Origin of the sequence: Pseudomonas sp. 43mfcvi1.1 (assembly GCF_900115935.1) — a bacterium.
Classification (GTDB): Bacteria; Pseudomonadota; Gammaproteobacteria; order Pseudomonadales; family Pseudomonadaceae; genus Aquipseudomonas; species Aquipseudomonas bijieensis.
The window spans coordinates 15,341-27,954 of the sequence record NZ_UETT01000008.1; the positions used below are offsets into that span (position 1 = coordinate 15,341).

The 12,614-nt window shown below is 52.1% G+C and carries 12 protein-coding genes; 8 read left to right on the plus strand and 4 right to left on the minus strand.

Annotation, left to right across the window (positions count from 1 at the left end; all coding sequences use genetic code 11):
• The first annotated feature begins 403 nt into the window (after window positions 1-403).
• The 3 genes from DTP52_RS16345 to DTP52_RS16355 all read left to right on the plus strand — a co-directional run bounded on the left by DTP52_RS16345 (window position 404) and on the right by DTP52_RS16355 (window position 2,876).
• Complete coding sequence (locus tag DTP52_RS16345; protein WP_109754299.1) at window positions 404-1,339, plus strand: AraC family transcriptional regulator; 936 nt, start codon at window positions 404-406, stop codon at window positions 1,337-1,339.
• A gap of 75 nt (window positions 1,340-1,414) precedes the next feature.
• Window positions 1,415-1,891 (plus strand): GNAT family N-acetyltransferase, encoded by a 477-nt coding sequence (locus DTP52_RS16350; RefSeq protein WP_109754300.1) that lies wholly within the window; start codon window positions 1,415-1,417, stop codon window positions 1,889-1,891.
• A 169-nt stretch (window positions 1,892-2,060) separates the two neighbouring features.
• Complete coding sequence (locus DTP52_RS16355; protein WP_109754301.1) at window positions 2,061-2,876, plus strand: DUF1206 domain-containing protein; 816 nt, start codon at window positions 2,061-2,063, stop codon at window positions 2,874-2,876.
• Window positions 2,877-2,882: 6 nt separating this feature from the next.
• Here the strand turns inward: DTP52_RS16355 and DTP52_RS16360 are convergent, their stop codons facing one another.
• Window positions 2,883-3,374, minus strand: coding sequence for a nuclear transport factor 2 family protein (locus DTP52_RS16360; protein WP_109754302.1), 492 nt, complete (start codon window positions 3,372-3,374; stop codon window positions 2,883-2,885).
• A 135-nt stretch (window positions 3,375-3,509) separates the two neighbouring features.
• A complete protein-coding gene (locus DTP52_RS16365; protein WP_162893914.1) occupies window positions 3,510-4,490 on the minus strand; it encodes an AraC family transcriptional regulator in 981 nt (326 codons plus the stop codon).
• Window positions 4,491-4,746: 256 nt separating this feature from the next.
• On the opposite strand from DTP52_RS16365, the gene DTP52_RS16370 reads away from it, so the two are divergent.
• From DTP52_RS16370 to DTP52_RS16390, 5 genes are all read left to right on the plus strand, one after another.
• Window positions 4,747-5,553, plus strand: a complete 807-nt coding sequence (locus tag DTP52_RS16370; protein ID WP_109754304.1) for an SDR family NAD(P)-dependent oxidoreductase — start codon at window positions 4,747-4,749, stop codon at window positions 5,551-5,553.
• Window positions 5,554-5,579: 26 nt separating this feature from the next.
• Window positions 5,580-5,876 (plus strand): YciI family protein, encoded by a 297-nt coding sequence (locus tag DTP52_RS16375; RefSeq protein ID WP_109754305.1) that lies wholly within the window; start codon window positions 5,580-5,582, stop codon window positions 5,874-5,876.
• A gap of 791 nt (window positions 5,877-6,667) precedes the next feature.
• Window positions 6,668-7,150: a hypothetical protein gene (locus tag DTP52_RS16380; RefSeq protein WP_109754306.1), complete on the plus strand. Its 483-nt coding sequence runs from the start codon at window positions 6,668-6,670 to the stop codon at window positions 7,148-7,150.
• Between the two features lie 803 nt (window positions 7,151-7,953).
• Window positions 7,954-9,132 (plus strand): reverse transcriptase family protein, encoded by a 1,179-nt coding sequence (locus DTP52_RS16385; RefSeq protein ID WP_109754307.1) that lies wholly within the window; start codon window positions 7,954-7,956, stop codon window positions 9,130-9,132.
• A complete protein-coding gene (locus tag DTP52_RS16390; protein WP_109754308.1) occupies window positions 9,122-9,829 on the plus strand; it encodes a retron Ec48 family effector membrane protein in 708 nt (235 codons plus the stop codon). The genes DTP52_RS16385 and DTP52_RS16390 overlap by 11 nt, the downstream gene beginning before the upstream one ends.
• Here the strand turns inward: DTP52_RS16390 and DTP52_RS16395 are convergent.
• Both DTP52_RS16395 and DTP52_RS16400 read right to left on the minus strand, forming a co-directional pair.
• Window positions 9,815-10,843, minus strand: a complete 1,029-nt coding sequence (locus DTP52_RS16395; RefSeq protein WP_109754309.1) for a phage portal protein — start codon at window positions 10,841-10,843, stop codon at window positions 9,815-9,817. The two genes, DTP52_RS16390 and DTP52_RS16395, sit on opposite strands and share 15 nt — an antisense overlap.
• Window positions 10,840-12,597 (minus strand): terminase ATPase subunit family protein, encoded by a 1,758-nt coding sequence (locus DTP52_RS16400; protein WP_109754310.1) that lies wholly within the window; start codon window positions 12,595-12,597, stop codon window positions 10,840-10,842. Before DTP52_RS16400 ends, DTP52_RS16395 begins: the two co-directional genes overlap by 4 nt.
• Window positions 12,598-12,614: the final 17 nt, after the last annotated feature.

Below are 12,614 nucleotides of genomic sequence, written 5' to 3' on the forward strand. Positions count from 1 at the left end.
TCAGCGAGGAATCGAAATAGCTTCATGATGTGCGCACCTTTGGATTTGTTTTTGGATAAGGTCGGGTTGCGTGGCCTCAACAGTGGTCGTACAACCATCCAAAATCAACCAAGGCGTTAGATCATTTTTCCCCGTAAAAACAGCGTCGGAGGAACCTGTCCAAAAAAATCAAATCTGCTGTTTTTTTCATCCTCTTTTTAAATTAAATCTAACCCTATGTTTTTAAATAAAAAACTATAGATCCAGTGGCTTATCGTTTTTGGACAGCCGCCCTTCTCCTTCAGGACTGCGAAAATTCACTCACAGCGCCTCATCATCGTATAAGTTCTTGAAAGTCGGCCAGATGCACCGTCACAATCCGCTTCATAGTCGTCGCCATGCACCTGTAGAGGATTCCCAGGAGATGTCAACACCGAGCCGAGTCCCTACCTACGTCATGCAGCAACGCAGCGAATTGACGGACTTTTACATCCGCGACAAAAAGGGCCGGCGCGCCGAAACCAGCCCCCATCGCCACGAGTACTTCCAGATCCAGATCAACCTCGGCGGCGACACCGTGCAGCACATTGGTAACGTCGAGCGCCCGTTTCCACGCAACACCCTGGCCTTCATCCTGCCCCACCGCGTGCATGTGATCCCGCACCCGGCCGAGAGCAATTTCATGGTGATCAATTTTTCCCAGACCTTTCTTCTGCCGCATTTGCAGTGCGACCCGATGGACCTGGAAGAAGTCTCGATTCTGCTGGCGCCCGAACTTTCGCCGTTCCGCTTCCAGGAACACCTGGACTTCATTCTGAGCGATGAGGACTTCGCCAAAGTCTGCGCCCTGATCGAACAGATGCGAGTACTGGACGAGAACCGCCAGTTCGGCACCCGCGAGATGCTCAAGGGTTTGTTGCTGCAATTGATCGGCAGCGTCTGCGCCTTGTACGCCGAGCCGCTCAAGCGCCTGGCCGAAGAGAACGCCGCCGAAGTCAGCCGGCGCGATGCCCTGGGCCGGATGTCCGAATACCTGCGCAAGAACATCGCCGACCCCGACCTCAACCTGATCAAGGTGGCAGCGGCGACGTACTTGTCCCCCACATACCTGACTCACTGGCTGCGCAAGGAAATCGGCAAGACCTTCACCGAGCTGGTACTTGAACGTCGAATGCACGCGGCGCGCAATTACCTGCTCAACGGCACGCGCCCGGTGGGTGAAGTGGCGAGGTTGTGCGGGTTTGCCGACGAAGCTTACTTCTCCCGGCGCTTTCGCCAGATACATGGCCAGCCGCCGGGGCAGTTCAGGCGCCAGCAACTGAATCCGGACAGTCCGCAGTTGCCGTTGAACAATGGCTAGCTGCATTCCACGCCATGAGCCGGTATCGTCAGGTTATCTATACTGGCTTCCCGGACGAAAAACAGAGCGTGAATAATGCCCCACAAGCCCAATCAAAACTCTCCCGTCATTTTGGTCCCTGCTCAACAAAGCGACGCGGACGCTCTGGTGAGTGTTCGAATCGAGGCCATGCGCGAAAGTCCGGAGCGTGTGGGGCGATTTGATCCAATACGCGCACGCGAGCGGTTCCTTAGTGGTTTCGAACCTCGCAACACGCGCCACATAGAGGTGTCGGGAGAGAGGGTTGGATTCGTTGTGGTCAAGCATCACAACAATGAGCTCCTGCTTGACCACTTGTATGTGAAACCAGAGGCGCAAGGGTCAGGAACAGGCTCTGCTGTCCTCGATCATATTTTCAAAGAAGCGGATGCGGCCGCGCTCCCGATAAGGGTTGGCGCCCTTAAAGAAAGCGCTTCGAATCGCTTTTATATCCGCCACGGTTTCCAATTCGTCGAAAGCAGTGAGTTCGACAATTATTATGTTCGGCAGAGCGTTGGTGAAACCTCAGGGTGAGTGGCGTTTGGGTTCAGAAAAGACTAGCCATTTCCGGTTTTTATTCTGGATCAAGCGTAGCTTTTGGGTTGCGCTGTGTGGAAAAGCGAACGGCTCCATGGAAATGCCAATCGAACCCCGCACAACGCCATAGGTCTGCTCCTGTATGACCCATCCGGAATTCAAGCCTATGTCCCCCCACCAAAGCCTGGTTTTACTTGCGCGCGGCGGTTATGCCGCTCGAGGCGTTATTTACCTGATCATCGGCATCTTCGCCTTGCTGGCGGCGCAAGACTCGAGCAAATCGAAAGATAGCCACAGCAGTCTGGAAGTATTGTTAAGCCAGCCATTCGGCCATGCTTTAGTCGGCCTGGTGGTGATGGGTCTACTTGCCTTCGCCGGATGGCGGGTGTTGCAGGCAACCCGTGATGTCGATCATCACGGTAAAGAACCCAAAGGCTTGGTGATTCGGGCAGGCTTGTTGGCGGGAGGTTTGATCAACGGCGCGCTGGCATTTTTTGCGTTGGGTTTGCTGATCAGCGGCCTCAAAAGCTCAGGCGGCTCAGGCGGCGATCAAACCCAGGACCTACTGGCGCGCCTGTTGTCCTGGGATCACTCGAATGTGCTGATTTACCTCATTGCACTGATACCGCTTGGCGTCGGCATTGCTCACATCATCAAGGGTTGGAAGGCGTCGTTCGAGAAGTACTTCGAAGCTGACGAGGACGTCATGCGCTATGTACGCCCGGTGTCGCGCTTCGGGCTGATCGCCCGCGGGGTCGTCTTCATTGAAATCGCCCTGCTGCTGATCATCAGCGGCTCGACTTATAAAGCCATGGACCCACCCGGCATGAAAGACGCCCTCGATGCACTGCAAAACCTGCCGGCCGGTGGCGTGGTTTTAATGGTCATGGCGTTGGGGCTGATCGCGTTTTCGGTCTACAGCTTTTCCGAAGCGGCCTGGCGCAAGATAAACATGGATGTGCCTGGAATGTCGGGAACATAGCGTTATTTATTGCCGAACAGGTTTTACACGACGCAAAAGATCGTCCAGTACGTAGGTATCCAGAAAGGCTGTTACTTCAGTGACCCGGCCATCCTTGAAAGTCATGTGCCAGAGGTAAGTGTTGTTGTAGGGCTTTTGATCAAGGGCCGTGGCCTTGCCGTTCCATAGAACGACCACGACATCGTCCTCGGCAATGATGCTTTGGACGGTGGGAGAGATAGGGCTGGCCAGCCGAGCGCTGATCGGCTTAACGGCCCGCTCCATTAAATCGGTCTTGCTGTTATATACAGCAGACACCGGGCTTGATCCGGCAACAGTCCATACAGCGTCAGGCGCCAGCAGATCGAACACAGTGCCTTTGCCTTGTTGCCAGTTCGTGAAGGCTTGGCGCACCTGATGTGCATTGGCGTCTTGTGTCATTGTTTCCGACGCGTTAACTGTGTTGATCGAAAGTAACAAACACAGTGCGGCAGCCTGAAGACGCATCGCCGAACTCATCCATATAGTCATGATCTTCTCTCACGCCCGTTGATAGGAATCTCTTCAAGAGAACCTTAACGGCTTGCGCCCAGAAGTCCGTGCTCAATACTGCTGCGGGGTTGCCTGATACTGTTTGGCGGTGCTCCAGCCAATTCAGCGCAAATGGTCAGTCATATCGGATCTCGCCATTCGTGGTGTTTTTCCAGTCCACGATTGAAAGGCCCTGGCAAAAGAATTGGAGTCTTCAAAACCCAAGAGGAAGGAGATCTCCGCGCTCGACATCGCCGTGGTACGCAGATAGTGATGTGCCAAAGAATCACGCAGTGCATCCAGTGTCTGCTGAAATGTCGTTCCCTCCTCCTGCAACCTGCGCTGGAGAGTGCGGGTACTGACCCCGAGTTTTCGGCTGACGGCCTGCATCGAGACTTCGCCCGCAGGTAACGTTTCAAGCAACGTGCTGCGCACCCGATCGACCATGCCAGAAGTCCTATCCAAGTCGGACAACCGTTGCCGTAGACTGGGCTCGAAAAACAACCACATCTTGTGGTTTTCCGTCAGGAAAGGCCGCTCGACGTCTGTGGTAGCGAATACTACGGTGGCCAACGGTGTGTTCATCACCGGCACGCCGAAGTAGGCGTGATACGCGTGGGACTTCAATTCAGGGGTTGGCGGCGATGGCCAACTCACTTGCAATGGTTGTACAGGACTGCGCGTTGCCAACCTTGCCAGTTGGACAAAGAAAACCAGTTTGAACGCCAAAAACACGCTCGGCGCCGGCTCCGTGGGATCCAGAAACTCCATCGTCACTGTCGTGTGCGCGCTGGTCCGCACGACCCGGATAGCCATGGGCGCAATCAACCTTACGTACTTGGCGATGCGATCCAGAGCACCGGCCATATTGGTGCTACACAGTGCAGCGAAAAGCTCTGGATCGAACCAGTCGGAAGACATGACATGGGCAATTTGCAACGGCGCTGGCAAGTCCGCATTGACAGTTTGCGCCTCCTCTTCTATCGCTCGCCATAGATTGAAGAAGTTCTTCGAATCCAAGCGCACGTTTTGCCGCGTAAACAAGTCGCCTGGCAGTTGTGCACGTCGCAGGACAGGAGCGGTCGCCAACCCAGCATCCTGCATTAATAACCGCCACCCTGGCCAAACCGAGTAATCCAAAGGTGAGCTGCGCTTGCCATTCATTGGAGTTCCACTTCCCACGCCCAACGTTGAGTTCAAACTGCAAGGGCTCAGTCTAGGTCGCCAATCACGCCATCACAACGGCGGATGGCGCCAAATAACCTTGGCGTCATTCGCAGTCAGGTTGGCGCGCTAGGCGAGTGCCAATCATCAAGAGAGCAAGCAATCTATGGCCTGATTCAACTCATTAGGCCACAACATGAAAAAGACAATTTTGATCACGGGTGCATCCTCCGGGTTTGGCTTGATGCTTGCGAAAACCCTTCATCAACAAGGCTTCTCTGTCATCGGTACCAGTCGCAACCCGGAAAAATATGCGAGTCACGTTCCATTCAAATTGTTGCGTCTCGACATCGCCGATGACAATTCCATCCAGACGTTCCCTGATGAACTGTTCAAACACACCCAGCACCTCGACGTGTTAGTGAACAATGCCGGCTACATGGTCACAGGGATCGCCGAGGAAACACCCATCGCGGCTGGCAGGCAGCAGTTCGAGACGAATTTCTGGGGTACCGTCAAGATAACGAACACCTTGCTCCCCTATTTCCGTAAGCAAAGAAGTGGTCAAATCATCACGGTCAGCTCAATCGTGGGCTTGATCGGGCCACCTAACCTTTCTTATTACTCAGCCTCAAAACACGCCGTCGAAGGGTATTTTAAATCCCTGCGTTTTGAGCTTGATCAGTTCAACATCAAGGTCAGCATGATCGAGCCGGTCTGGTTTAAAACCAATCTGGGCCACAACGCTTTCGTATCGACTGAAGGCAACATTACAGCCTACGATGCGTACCGAAAAAAAGTGAATGCCGCCACGCAAAAAGGCTTGGACGAGGCAGAAGCACCAGATGCAGTGGTCCATGCCATCACTAAACTTATCCGGGCTAAGGCACCGCAGTTCAGTAATCCGGTAGGAAAGATGAGCCGGATGATTGTATTTCTTCAAACCTACGCGCCGAAGATATTCGAGGGTTCAATATTGAAGAGCGTGACCTCTGCCAAATAACAGCATGGCGATTATAGGAGCCGACAATGAAATACTATCTGTGCAAGTACATCCCGCCACGTGCGGACTTCCTGGCTACCATGACCGCCGATGAGCGTGAATGGATGATGCAGCACGGCACCTACCTGAATGATCTCCTTGAACAGGGATTGGTCGTGGCTCATGGTCCCGTCATGGATGATTCCGGTGGTTACGGTGTCTCGTTGTATGAAATTGCCGACGATCGGGATATCAAGGCGATCACGTCGCAGGATCCTATTGTGAAGCATGGTGTAGGGCATTATGAGCACTACCCTATGCTTCATCTGAAGGCGCGTGGTTGACGAACCTGACGTAGCGGTCCGGGACGCCAAGGCCGAGACAAAATGCACAAGCAACAAAAAACCCCTGAAACTTACGCTTCAGGGGTTTTTAGTACGTCGAATTTGGCGGTGAAGGAGAGATTCGAAAGCACCCGATTGCGTTTTTTGCAAAGTCGCTCCCCGGTTTATAAGGGTTTCAGGACGATAGTTAGCGCGCAAGTGTTCCCATGGCAGTCCCATGGAATCTGTGCGGCAACAGGAAGCGAGCTGGCGTATAGGGCTTCATGCGTTTTTTGGGAACGGCGTCGGAAATGAGTCACTTTGGTAACTCATCCTCTGGTCTGCTTGAGAGGCTTTATTTCACTGGCCTGTACAGAATGGGCGCAAGGCAATTTTTAAGTAATGTAGAGGTAAGGTAATTTCCTTTTAAGGAAGTATCTTTCCATTTTCCTGTATCCCTTATAAATCATTAGCTTACGATCATATTGCCTTTTGCGTTACTCAAAATTACTTTCTTAAGTAATCCAGAAAAGCCCATAAATACGGGCTTTCAGCAAGATGAAAGCCTCCAAAATACCACATTACTTTTTCCGAACGCGCTTCAAAAAATCTGGCGCCAAATGGTAACTCACGCTTGGCGAAGGACCCAATCTGAGGAGACGCCATCGAAGCCAGCTACATCAAGCCGCATCGCGCCGGCACATGGCGTCTCGGTGTCTGAAAATATTGACCGAGGGCCAAACAATACATAGTATGCATCCTTCACGCATACTGTGTATGCACTCAGCAGTACAACATGAATGAGAATCAAAATGCTATCAGTACGACTAAATGACAATGTCCGTGAACAGCTGGATCTTTGGGCGCTACGCACGGGCGAGCCGCGCAACTCCATCATCACGAAAGCAGTGAGCCACTACCTGAGCAGCCTGACCTTAGGTGGCATTCCCCTCGAGGAAAGCGTACGAGAACACGCCTCCGAGCTGTTTCAAAGCTGGTTCTCAAGGCCAGAGCAGATAAGGGACAACTTCACGGAAATCAAACGCTGGGTCGAAGATGAGGTGATCTGGACGAAGAAGCACCATCACCCCGAAACGATGACAGGAACGCCGACTCCTGGCATTTATGGGCGGAACGTCGTAACTGGCTACTACGTCGATTCTGAGCATGAGATTTTTGTGATCAGTAAACATGTAACCTGGCCACCGGCGTCCGGGCTGGACAGCTATCACTTATACGTCACCCCATATGCTGACTGGATTGAATACATGCAGGAGGTCAAGCGTAAGATCTGATGCTGCTCCGCCAATGGACTTCGGGCCGAAGATGACGTGTTCTAGTGACGTCGACAGGTCGGCCCGACGTCCTAATTCACGTATAGGTTAGCTGAGGCTCACAAAACATACACTTTGGATAGTTCTCTACTGGTCGTCACTACGAGGTGTGCTGGTAAGTTGAATGCAGACGGTTGGTCAGCACGTATGCAATTTACTGATTCAGCGACGATGCAAATGAGTAGGCAAGTCCATGACACTACGCTGCCCTTTCCTTCGCAGGGATTCGCAGGCTCTTTGCCCCCTGCGAACATCATGACAACGCTCCGCCTTGGCTGAGTTCAGCCTTGCGCAGAATTGCAGAAAAAAAGACCCATTTAGCACGCAGGCGTGGTGGGGGGATGACGGCGCGCGCCGAGCAAACAGAAATGATAAATATGCGAACAATAATCATCTACACTAATTTAATAAATTAGCCAGCTAATTATTCACTTTAGATATAAGAGGTTAATTGAACCGGAAGGGATTCTGATGTAGTGTCATTCTGGCATGAGCGTTTCGCTCATATGTAGCAGTTGAGCAGAAAATCCCGAGATACCTTGCTGTGTCCTTCAATGGAAACGGCGGTAGAACCTGATTTTAGGTCTTACCAAGTGGGCTGGCGGCGGCAAGGAAACCAATCCGCACCGACGATACCATCTCAATGATTAGATCCGCTCGTAGGGTAGAGGCAAGCCAGTTTCGGGTTGCTCACACGTATACTTCTCTACTCTTTTCCTCCGCGAGGAGGCAGCGGGCTAATACATCTAAGGAAAGTCTTCAGCATGGACGAATACGTACCAAAAAAACTTACGGACGAGTCCATTTTTTCTGTTGACAATCTCATTTCCGCACTGGGCATCTGTGAAGCCGACTTCAAGATTATTCAATCCTTAGAAACTAAAGATCGATATACTGCGATAAATCTAAAGAAAAAAAACGGCGATGACAGAATCGTATATGACCCTCACCCGTTAATAAGAAAGATCCAACGCCGTATTAAAAACCGAATTTTTACTCAAATTAGATATCCGAAATATCTCTACGGTTCCATATCAGACCCAGACTGCCCACGCGATTACATTTCCTGCGCAAGTCGACACTGTAAAGCCAAGACCATCTTGAAAATCGACATCACGTCATTCTTTGACAATATCGACTATGATTTGGTCTACAAAATATTCAGAGAACTTTTCTTCTATTCCGACGAAGTTTCAGAAACATTAGCCGGAATTTGTACTCGTGAAGGTGTTGTACCGCAAGGAGCACCTACATCCAGCTTCATCGCAAACTTATGTTTTTTTGATATTGAGGGCGGGATTGTCAAAGGCTTGGAGAGACAAAATCTTAACTACACTCGCCTTACTGACGACATAACCGTCTCATCAACAACTCAAGATAAAGACCTAAATAAAGCCAAAGACAAAATCATCTCAATGATCCAAAATGCCGGCTTTAGAATCAATGAAGACAAAACCTGCATAGAATCAATTTCAACAACGGCTTTCAAAATTCACGGACTTAGAATAAATAAAAACACACCACAACTACCTAGAGACGAAATAAAAAGAATTAGAGCTGCGGTCAACAACTTAAAAATCCTATCCAAAGAACCCAACGCAAGAACGAGTTTCCATTACAGAAAACTTTATGAGAGTGTTTCCGGCCGAGTCAACAAACTCGCACGCACTGGTCATCCTAGGTATCATAAGCACCGACAAGACCTGAGAGATATTTTACCGCTACCATCTCAGAAGGACATAAAGAGATGCCTTGTAATGCTTTCAACTCTTATGCGAGACCATGAAACACTTTGCAGCTCTCCTTTATACATGAAGCGTTATCACCGCCTGCGCCACAGATTAATACTATTACAAAGAACATATAAACATGAAGCAAACAAAATCTGGAAAACCATCAAAGATCTAACCCCCACAAAAAGCGCAGCTGAACATGCACTATAAAAAACCCCTTATCACACTAACCTTCTTCTGCGTCGCCATTCTAATTATTATCATTTCAATGTCGGCATTTTTATCTATATCGATAGCACATCAAGAACAACTTAAATTCTGTTTCAACCCAGGATGCTTTAGCTTGGCAGCAAAGATACTTCAAGAGCCAATTAAAGTTTTTAAGATTGGTGTGGCCTTCGGAACGTATGCATTCGCCGCCATTGGTTCGACGATCGCGATAATGACCTACATCAATACAATAAAAACACAGAAAATCAATCGACACTTCCAAAAATCCACCGACTTCAAAATTTTTGTCGCCGAGTTAATTTCAAAAAACGACTCAGGCATAAAATATCAAAACCTCAATATCAATCGCTATTACAACGCCCTATTCCCTGACTCTACCGACGCTTTTTTTACACCTTCAGATTATTACAGAAACATCATAGATCGCATATCGGAACAAATCCACAAAACAAATTCCACATACGCCCCTGGAAACAACAAAATAATCGAAATTCACTTCCGCACCATGATCTCTCTTCTTGATGCATTGGGAATAACCATAGAGGAACCTACAGAGTATCTACTAATCACACTGGAACCAAAAATCTTCACATTCATAGATAATATCAACAAGCAGTTTACCAACCTCGAAATACATCTCCATGACATAGCAAGGGACTACTCACGTTATAAGTAACTGCTCATATCTAATATTGAATTTAACCACATCCTCACCAACCCAATTATTAATCTGCATAAATCTTGCTTGGATTGGCTCTAATTCGTTTTCTATCCACAGTTCTGTGGCCTCTCTAATAGACCCAAACCCACCTGCATTCTGGGGAACAATCCCCATCAATTGCGGGGGGATACGCAGGCTCGCCAGCACATCATCACGAGTCTGATTCTTGATCGAATTGAATTCGTCCTTGGCCGCTACCTCGCTGACAGGGATTAGCTGAATCCCATCCTTCTTGCCCGTTGGCGAGTAGACAAACAAATTCCGGAAATTCCCCGGCCCCTTGGATTCCTTCAGCGCCTTACGCAACGCATCAATATCCGCCTCAGTCTGCGCCGCATCCGTCATGTACAGAATGAACCCCGCATGGCTCCCGTTCTCATAATACTTACGCCGAAACAGCGTCGCCGACTCATTCAACAACGCCGACTGCAACGCACTGATCCACTCCGGCAGCCCATAAATCTCCTGATGCAAATCCGCCTCACGTAGATGAAAAATGCTCCCCGGCTCAAACGCGTGCTCGTCCTTCCACCCCTGCACCTGATAGAACTGCCCCTCCGGCCCGACCCGCATGTACTTCGCCAGCGACGGCACCAGTTGCCTGGTGCTGCCCAGCACCGAACGGCGCTTTTCCAGATAGCCATTGCCCAGGCACAGAAAATCCAGGGCGAACTGTTCAAAAGCCGCCCGGGACAACATCGGATGCGGGATAAAAGTTTTGCTCAACAGGTTGCGCTTGAACATCAACCCCGAATGCAAATGCACACTCGCCCCCACCGACCGAGCCAAGCCGTTAAGCGACAACGGCGGCTCATACCACCGCCCGTTAAACCAGCATTCCAAGTAATCGAACACCTCCCGACCACCCAACACCGGCGTCGGGTCACCGAAACTGAACACCTGGGTACCCGCACTGGCGGCGTCGAGGGTAGCCGACAGTAGCTCTTGGCTGGCAAGTTGTTTGGTCATGTGAAAATCTCCATTCGCCCGGTATTGGCAGCGGTCTGCCCTTCGAGCGGTTCGTTCTGCAATGCGTGAAAGAGCGCCCAAGCTAGGTCGGCATGACCGGTGCTGTCGTTGCGCCCTGCGGTATAGGTGAACTGCCGTCCACCTGCGGTGATGGTTTTGCGAATCGCCATGAGCGACTGGGCCATGTCGGTCCAGCCGGCGTCGAACTCCAGCCGGCCCTTGTGGATCACGTCGTAGGCCTTCAGCACCAGGCGGGTTTTCACCTCGGGCGAATAGCTGAAGGTGGTCACCGCCGGGAAGAACTGGCGCACCAGCTGGGCAACGCCACTGCCCAGGCCGGTGACATCGATACCGATGTAGGTGACCCAGTAGCGGTCGCACACGCCCTTGATGGCGGCGGCCTGGGCTGCGAAGTCCATGCCGCGAAATTGGTGGCGCTCGAGGACGCGGAATTTGCCGCCGGGCACCAGGGGCGGCGCGACCACCACCAGGCCCGAACAATCGCCCGTCTCGGCCGGGTCATAGCCGACCCATACCTGGCGGTCGCCGAACGGACGCATGGCGAAAGGTTTGTAGTCCTCGGCCCACTCCACCCAGCTATCGACCATGCAAGGCTGCAACACCGACAGCGGGAAGATGCTCGCGCCGTCATCGACGAACTCGCACATCAGCAGGTTGGCGAAGGCCTCGGGGCTGTACTCCCGGCGCAGCTCTTCGATGTCGAACAGATCGCACCCGCCCCGCTCGGCGTCGAGGATGGTGACGATCTGTCGCCACAGCCGGTCCTCACAGAATCGACCCTGCTGGAGCGCTCCGTGGGTCACATCGACTTTAGTGTGTTGCGCGGCAGGCTTGCCCTTGTTGAAGCGCTCGCCGGTCCAGAAGGTGTAGGCCTCGTGGGCCATGCTCGACGGCGTGGAGAAGTAGGTTTTACGCCACTTCTTGTGCATCGCCATGCCCGAGGCAACCTTGTTCAACTCCTCGAACTTGAACGTCCAGAAGAACTCGTCGAAGTAGAAATTGCCGTGATAGCCCTGGGCGGTGCGGGCGTTGGTCCCGAGGAAAAACAGCTCGGCGCCGTTGGGCAGCACAATCGGGTCACCGGTCAGCTCGACGCCGATGACTTCCCGGGCGAAGGCCTGGATGTAGCCACGGAACAGGTAGGCCTGGTTCTTCGAAGCCGACAGGAAAATCTGATTGCGACCGGTGTCCAGAGCGTCGACGAACGCCTCACGAGCGAAGTAGTACGTGGCGCCGATCTGGCGACTTTTGAGGATGACCCGGGTCCGCTGGTTGCCGGCTCGGTACCAGTCTTTCTGGTAGTCGAAACAGCCGTCGATGAACGCCTCGCGCAGCAGCTCGATCTGGTCTTCGCTGATGTCGTTCTTCGGTGACTTTTTCTTCGGCCCCTCGTTGCGCTTGGCGAGGTTCGGGTTGAGGTCGGTTTCGGTACCACCGCTTTGGTAACGCTGAATGCGGGCCTGGCGCTCAAGCTGCCGATGCAGCAGATCGATCTCCTTGAAATCGCCGCCGGTCTTGTTGTCCTTGAGGATCAACTGCACCAAGCGCGCCTCAAGGGCGCCGCCGATGCGTTCAACGTTGTCGGCCCGGTCCCACTTGTCGCGGGCCTTCCAGCTGTGTAGCGTTTTCTCCTTCTCGCCGGTCGCCTCGGCGATCTCGCAGACGCGCCAGCCCATCCAGTACAGAAACTTGGATTGGCGTCGGGGATCGATGGGCAGCAAGGCGGTCGTCATGCCGAGATGCTGCCGCC

Excerpts from the sequence above, each read along its gene's own strand:
- DTP52_RS16385 (WP_109754307.1), top strand. The coding sequence starts at position 7,954 with ATGGACGAATACGTACCAAAAAAACTTACGGACGAGTCCATTTTTTCT.
- DTP52_RS16355 (WP_109754301.1), top strand. The coding sequence starts at position 2,061 with ATGTCCCCCCACCAAAGCCTGGTTTTACTTGCGCGCGGCGGTTATGCC.
- DTP52_RS16370 (WP_109754304.1), top strand. The coding sequence starts at position 4,747 with ATGAAAAAGACAATTTTGATCACGGGTGCATCCTCCGGGTTTGGCTTG.
- DTP52_RS16360 (WP_109754302.1), bottom strand. The coding sequence starts at position 3,374 with ATGAGTTCGGCGATGCGTCTTCAGGCTGCCGCACTGTGTTTGTTACTT.
- DTP52_RS16365 (WP_162893914.1), bottom strand. The coding sequence starts at position 4,490 with ATGCAGGATGCTGGGTTGGCGACCGCTCCTGTCCTGCGACGTGCACAA.
- DTP52_RS16375 (WP_109754305.1), top strand. The coding sequence starts at position 5,580 with ATGAAATACTATCTGTGCAAGTACATCCCGCCACGTGCGGACTTCCTG.
- DTP52_RS16390 (WP_109754308.1), top strand. The coding sequence starts at position 9,122 with ATGCACTATAAAAAACCCCTTATCACACTAACCTTCTTCTGCGTCGCC.
- DTP52_RS16350 (WP_109754300.1), top strand. The coding sequence starts at position 1,415 with ATGCCCCACAAGCCCAATCAAAACTCTCCCGTCATTTTGGTCCCTGCT.
- DTP52_RS16395 (WP_109754309.1), bottom strand. The coding sequence starts at position 10,843 with ATGACCAAACAACTTGCCAGCCAAGAGCTACTGTCGGCTACCCTCGAC.
- DTP52_RS16345 (WP_109754299.1), top strand. The coding sequence starts at position 404 with ATGTCAACACCGAGCCGAGTCCCTACCTACGTCATGCAGCAACGCAGC.
- DTP52_RS16380 (WP_109754306.1), top strand. The coding sequence starts at position 6,668 with ATGCTATCAGTACGACTAAATGACAATGTCCGTGAACAGCTGGATCTT.
- DTP52_RS16400 (WP_109754310.1), bottom strand. The coding sequence starts at position 12,597 with ATGACGACCGCCTTGCTGCCCATCGATCCCCGACGCCAATCCAAGTTT.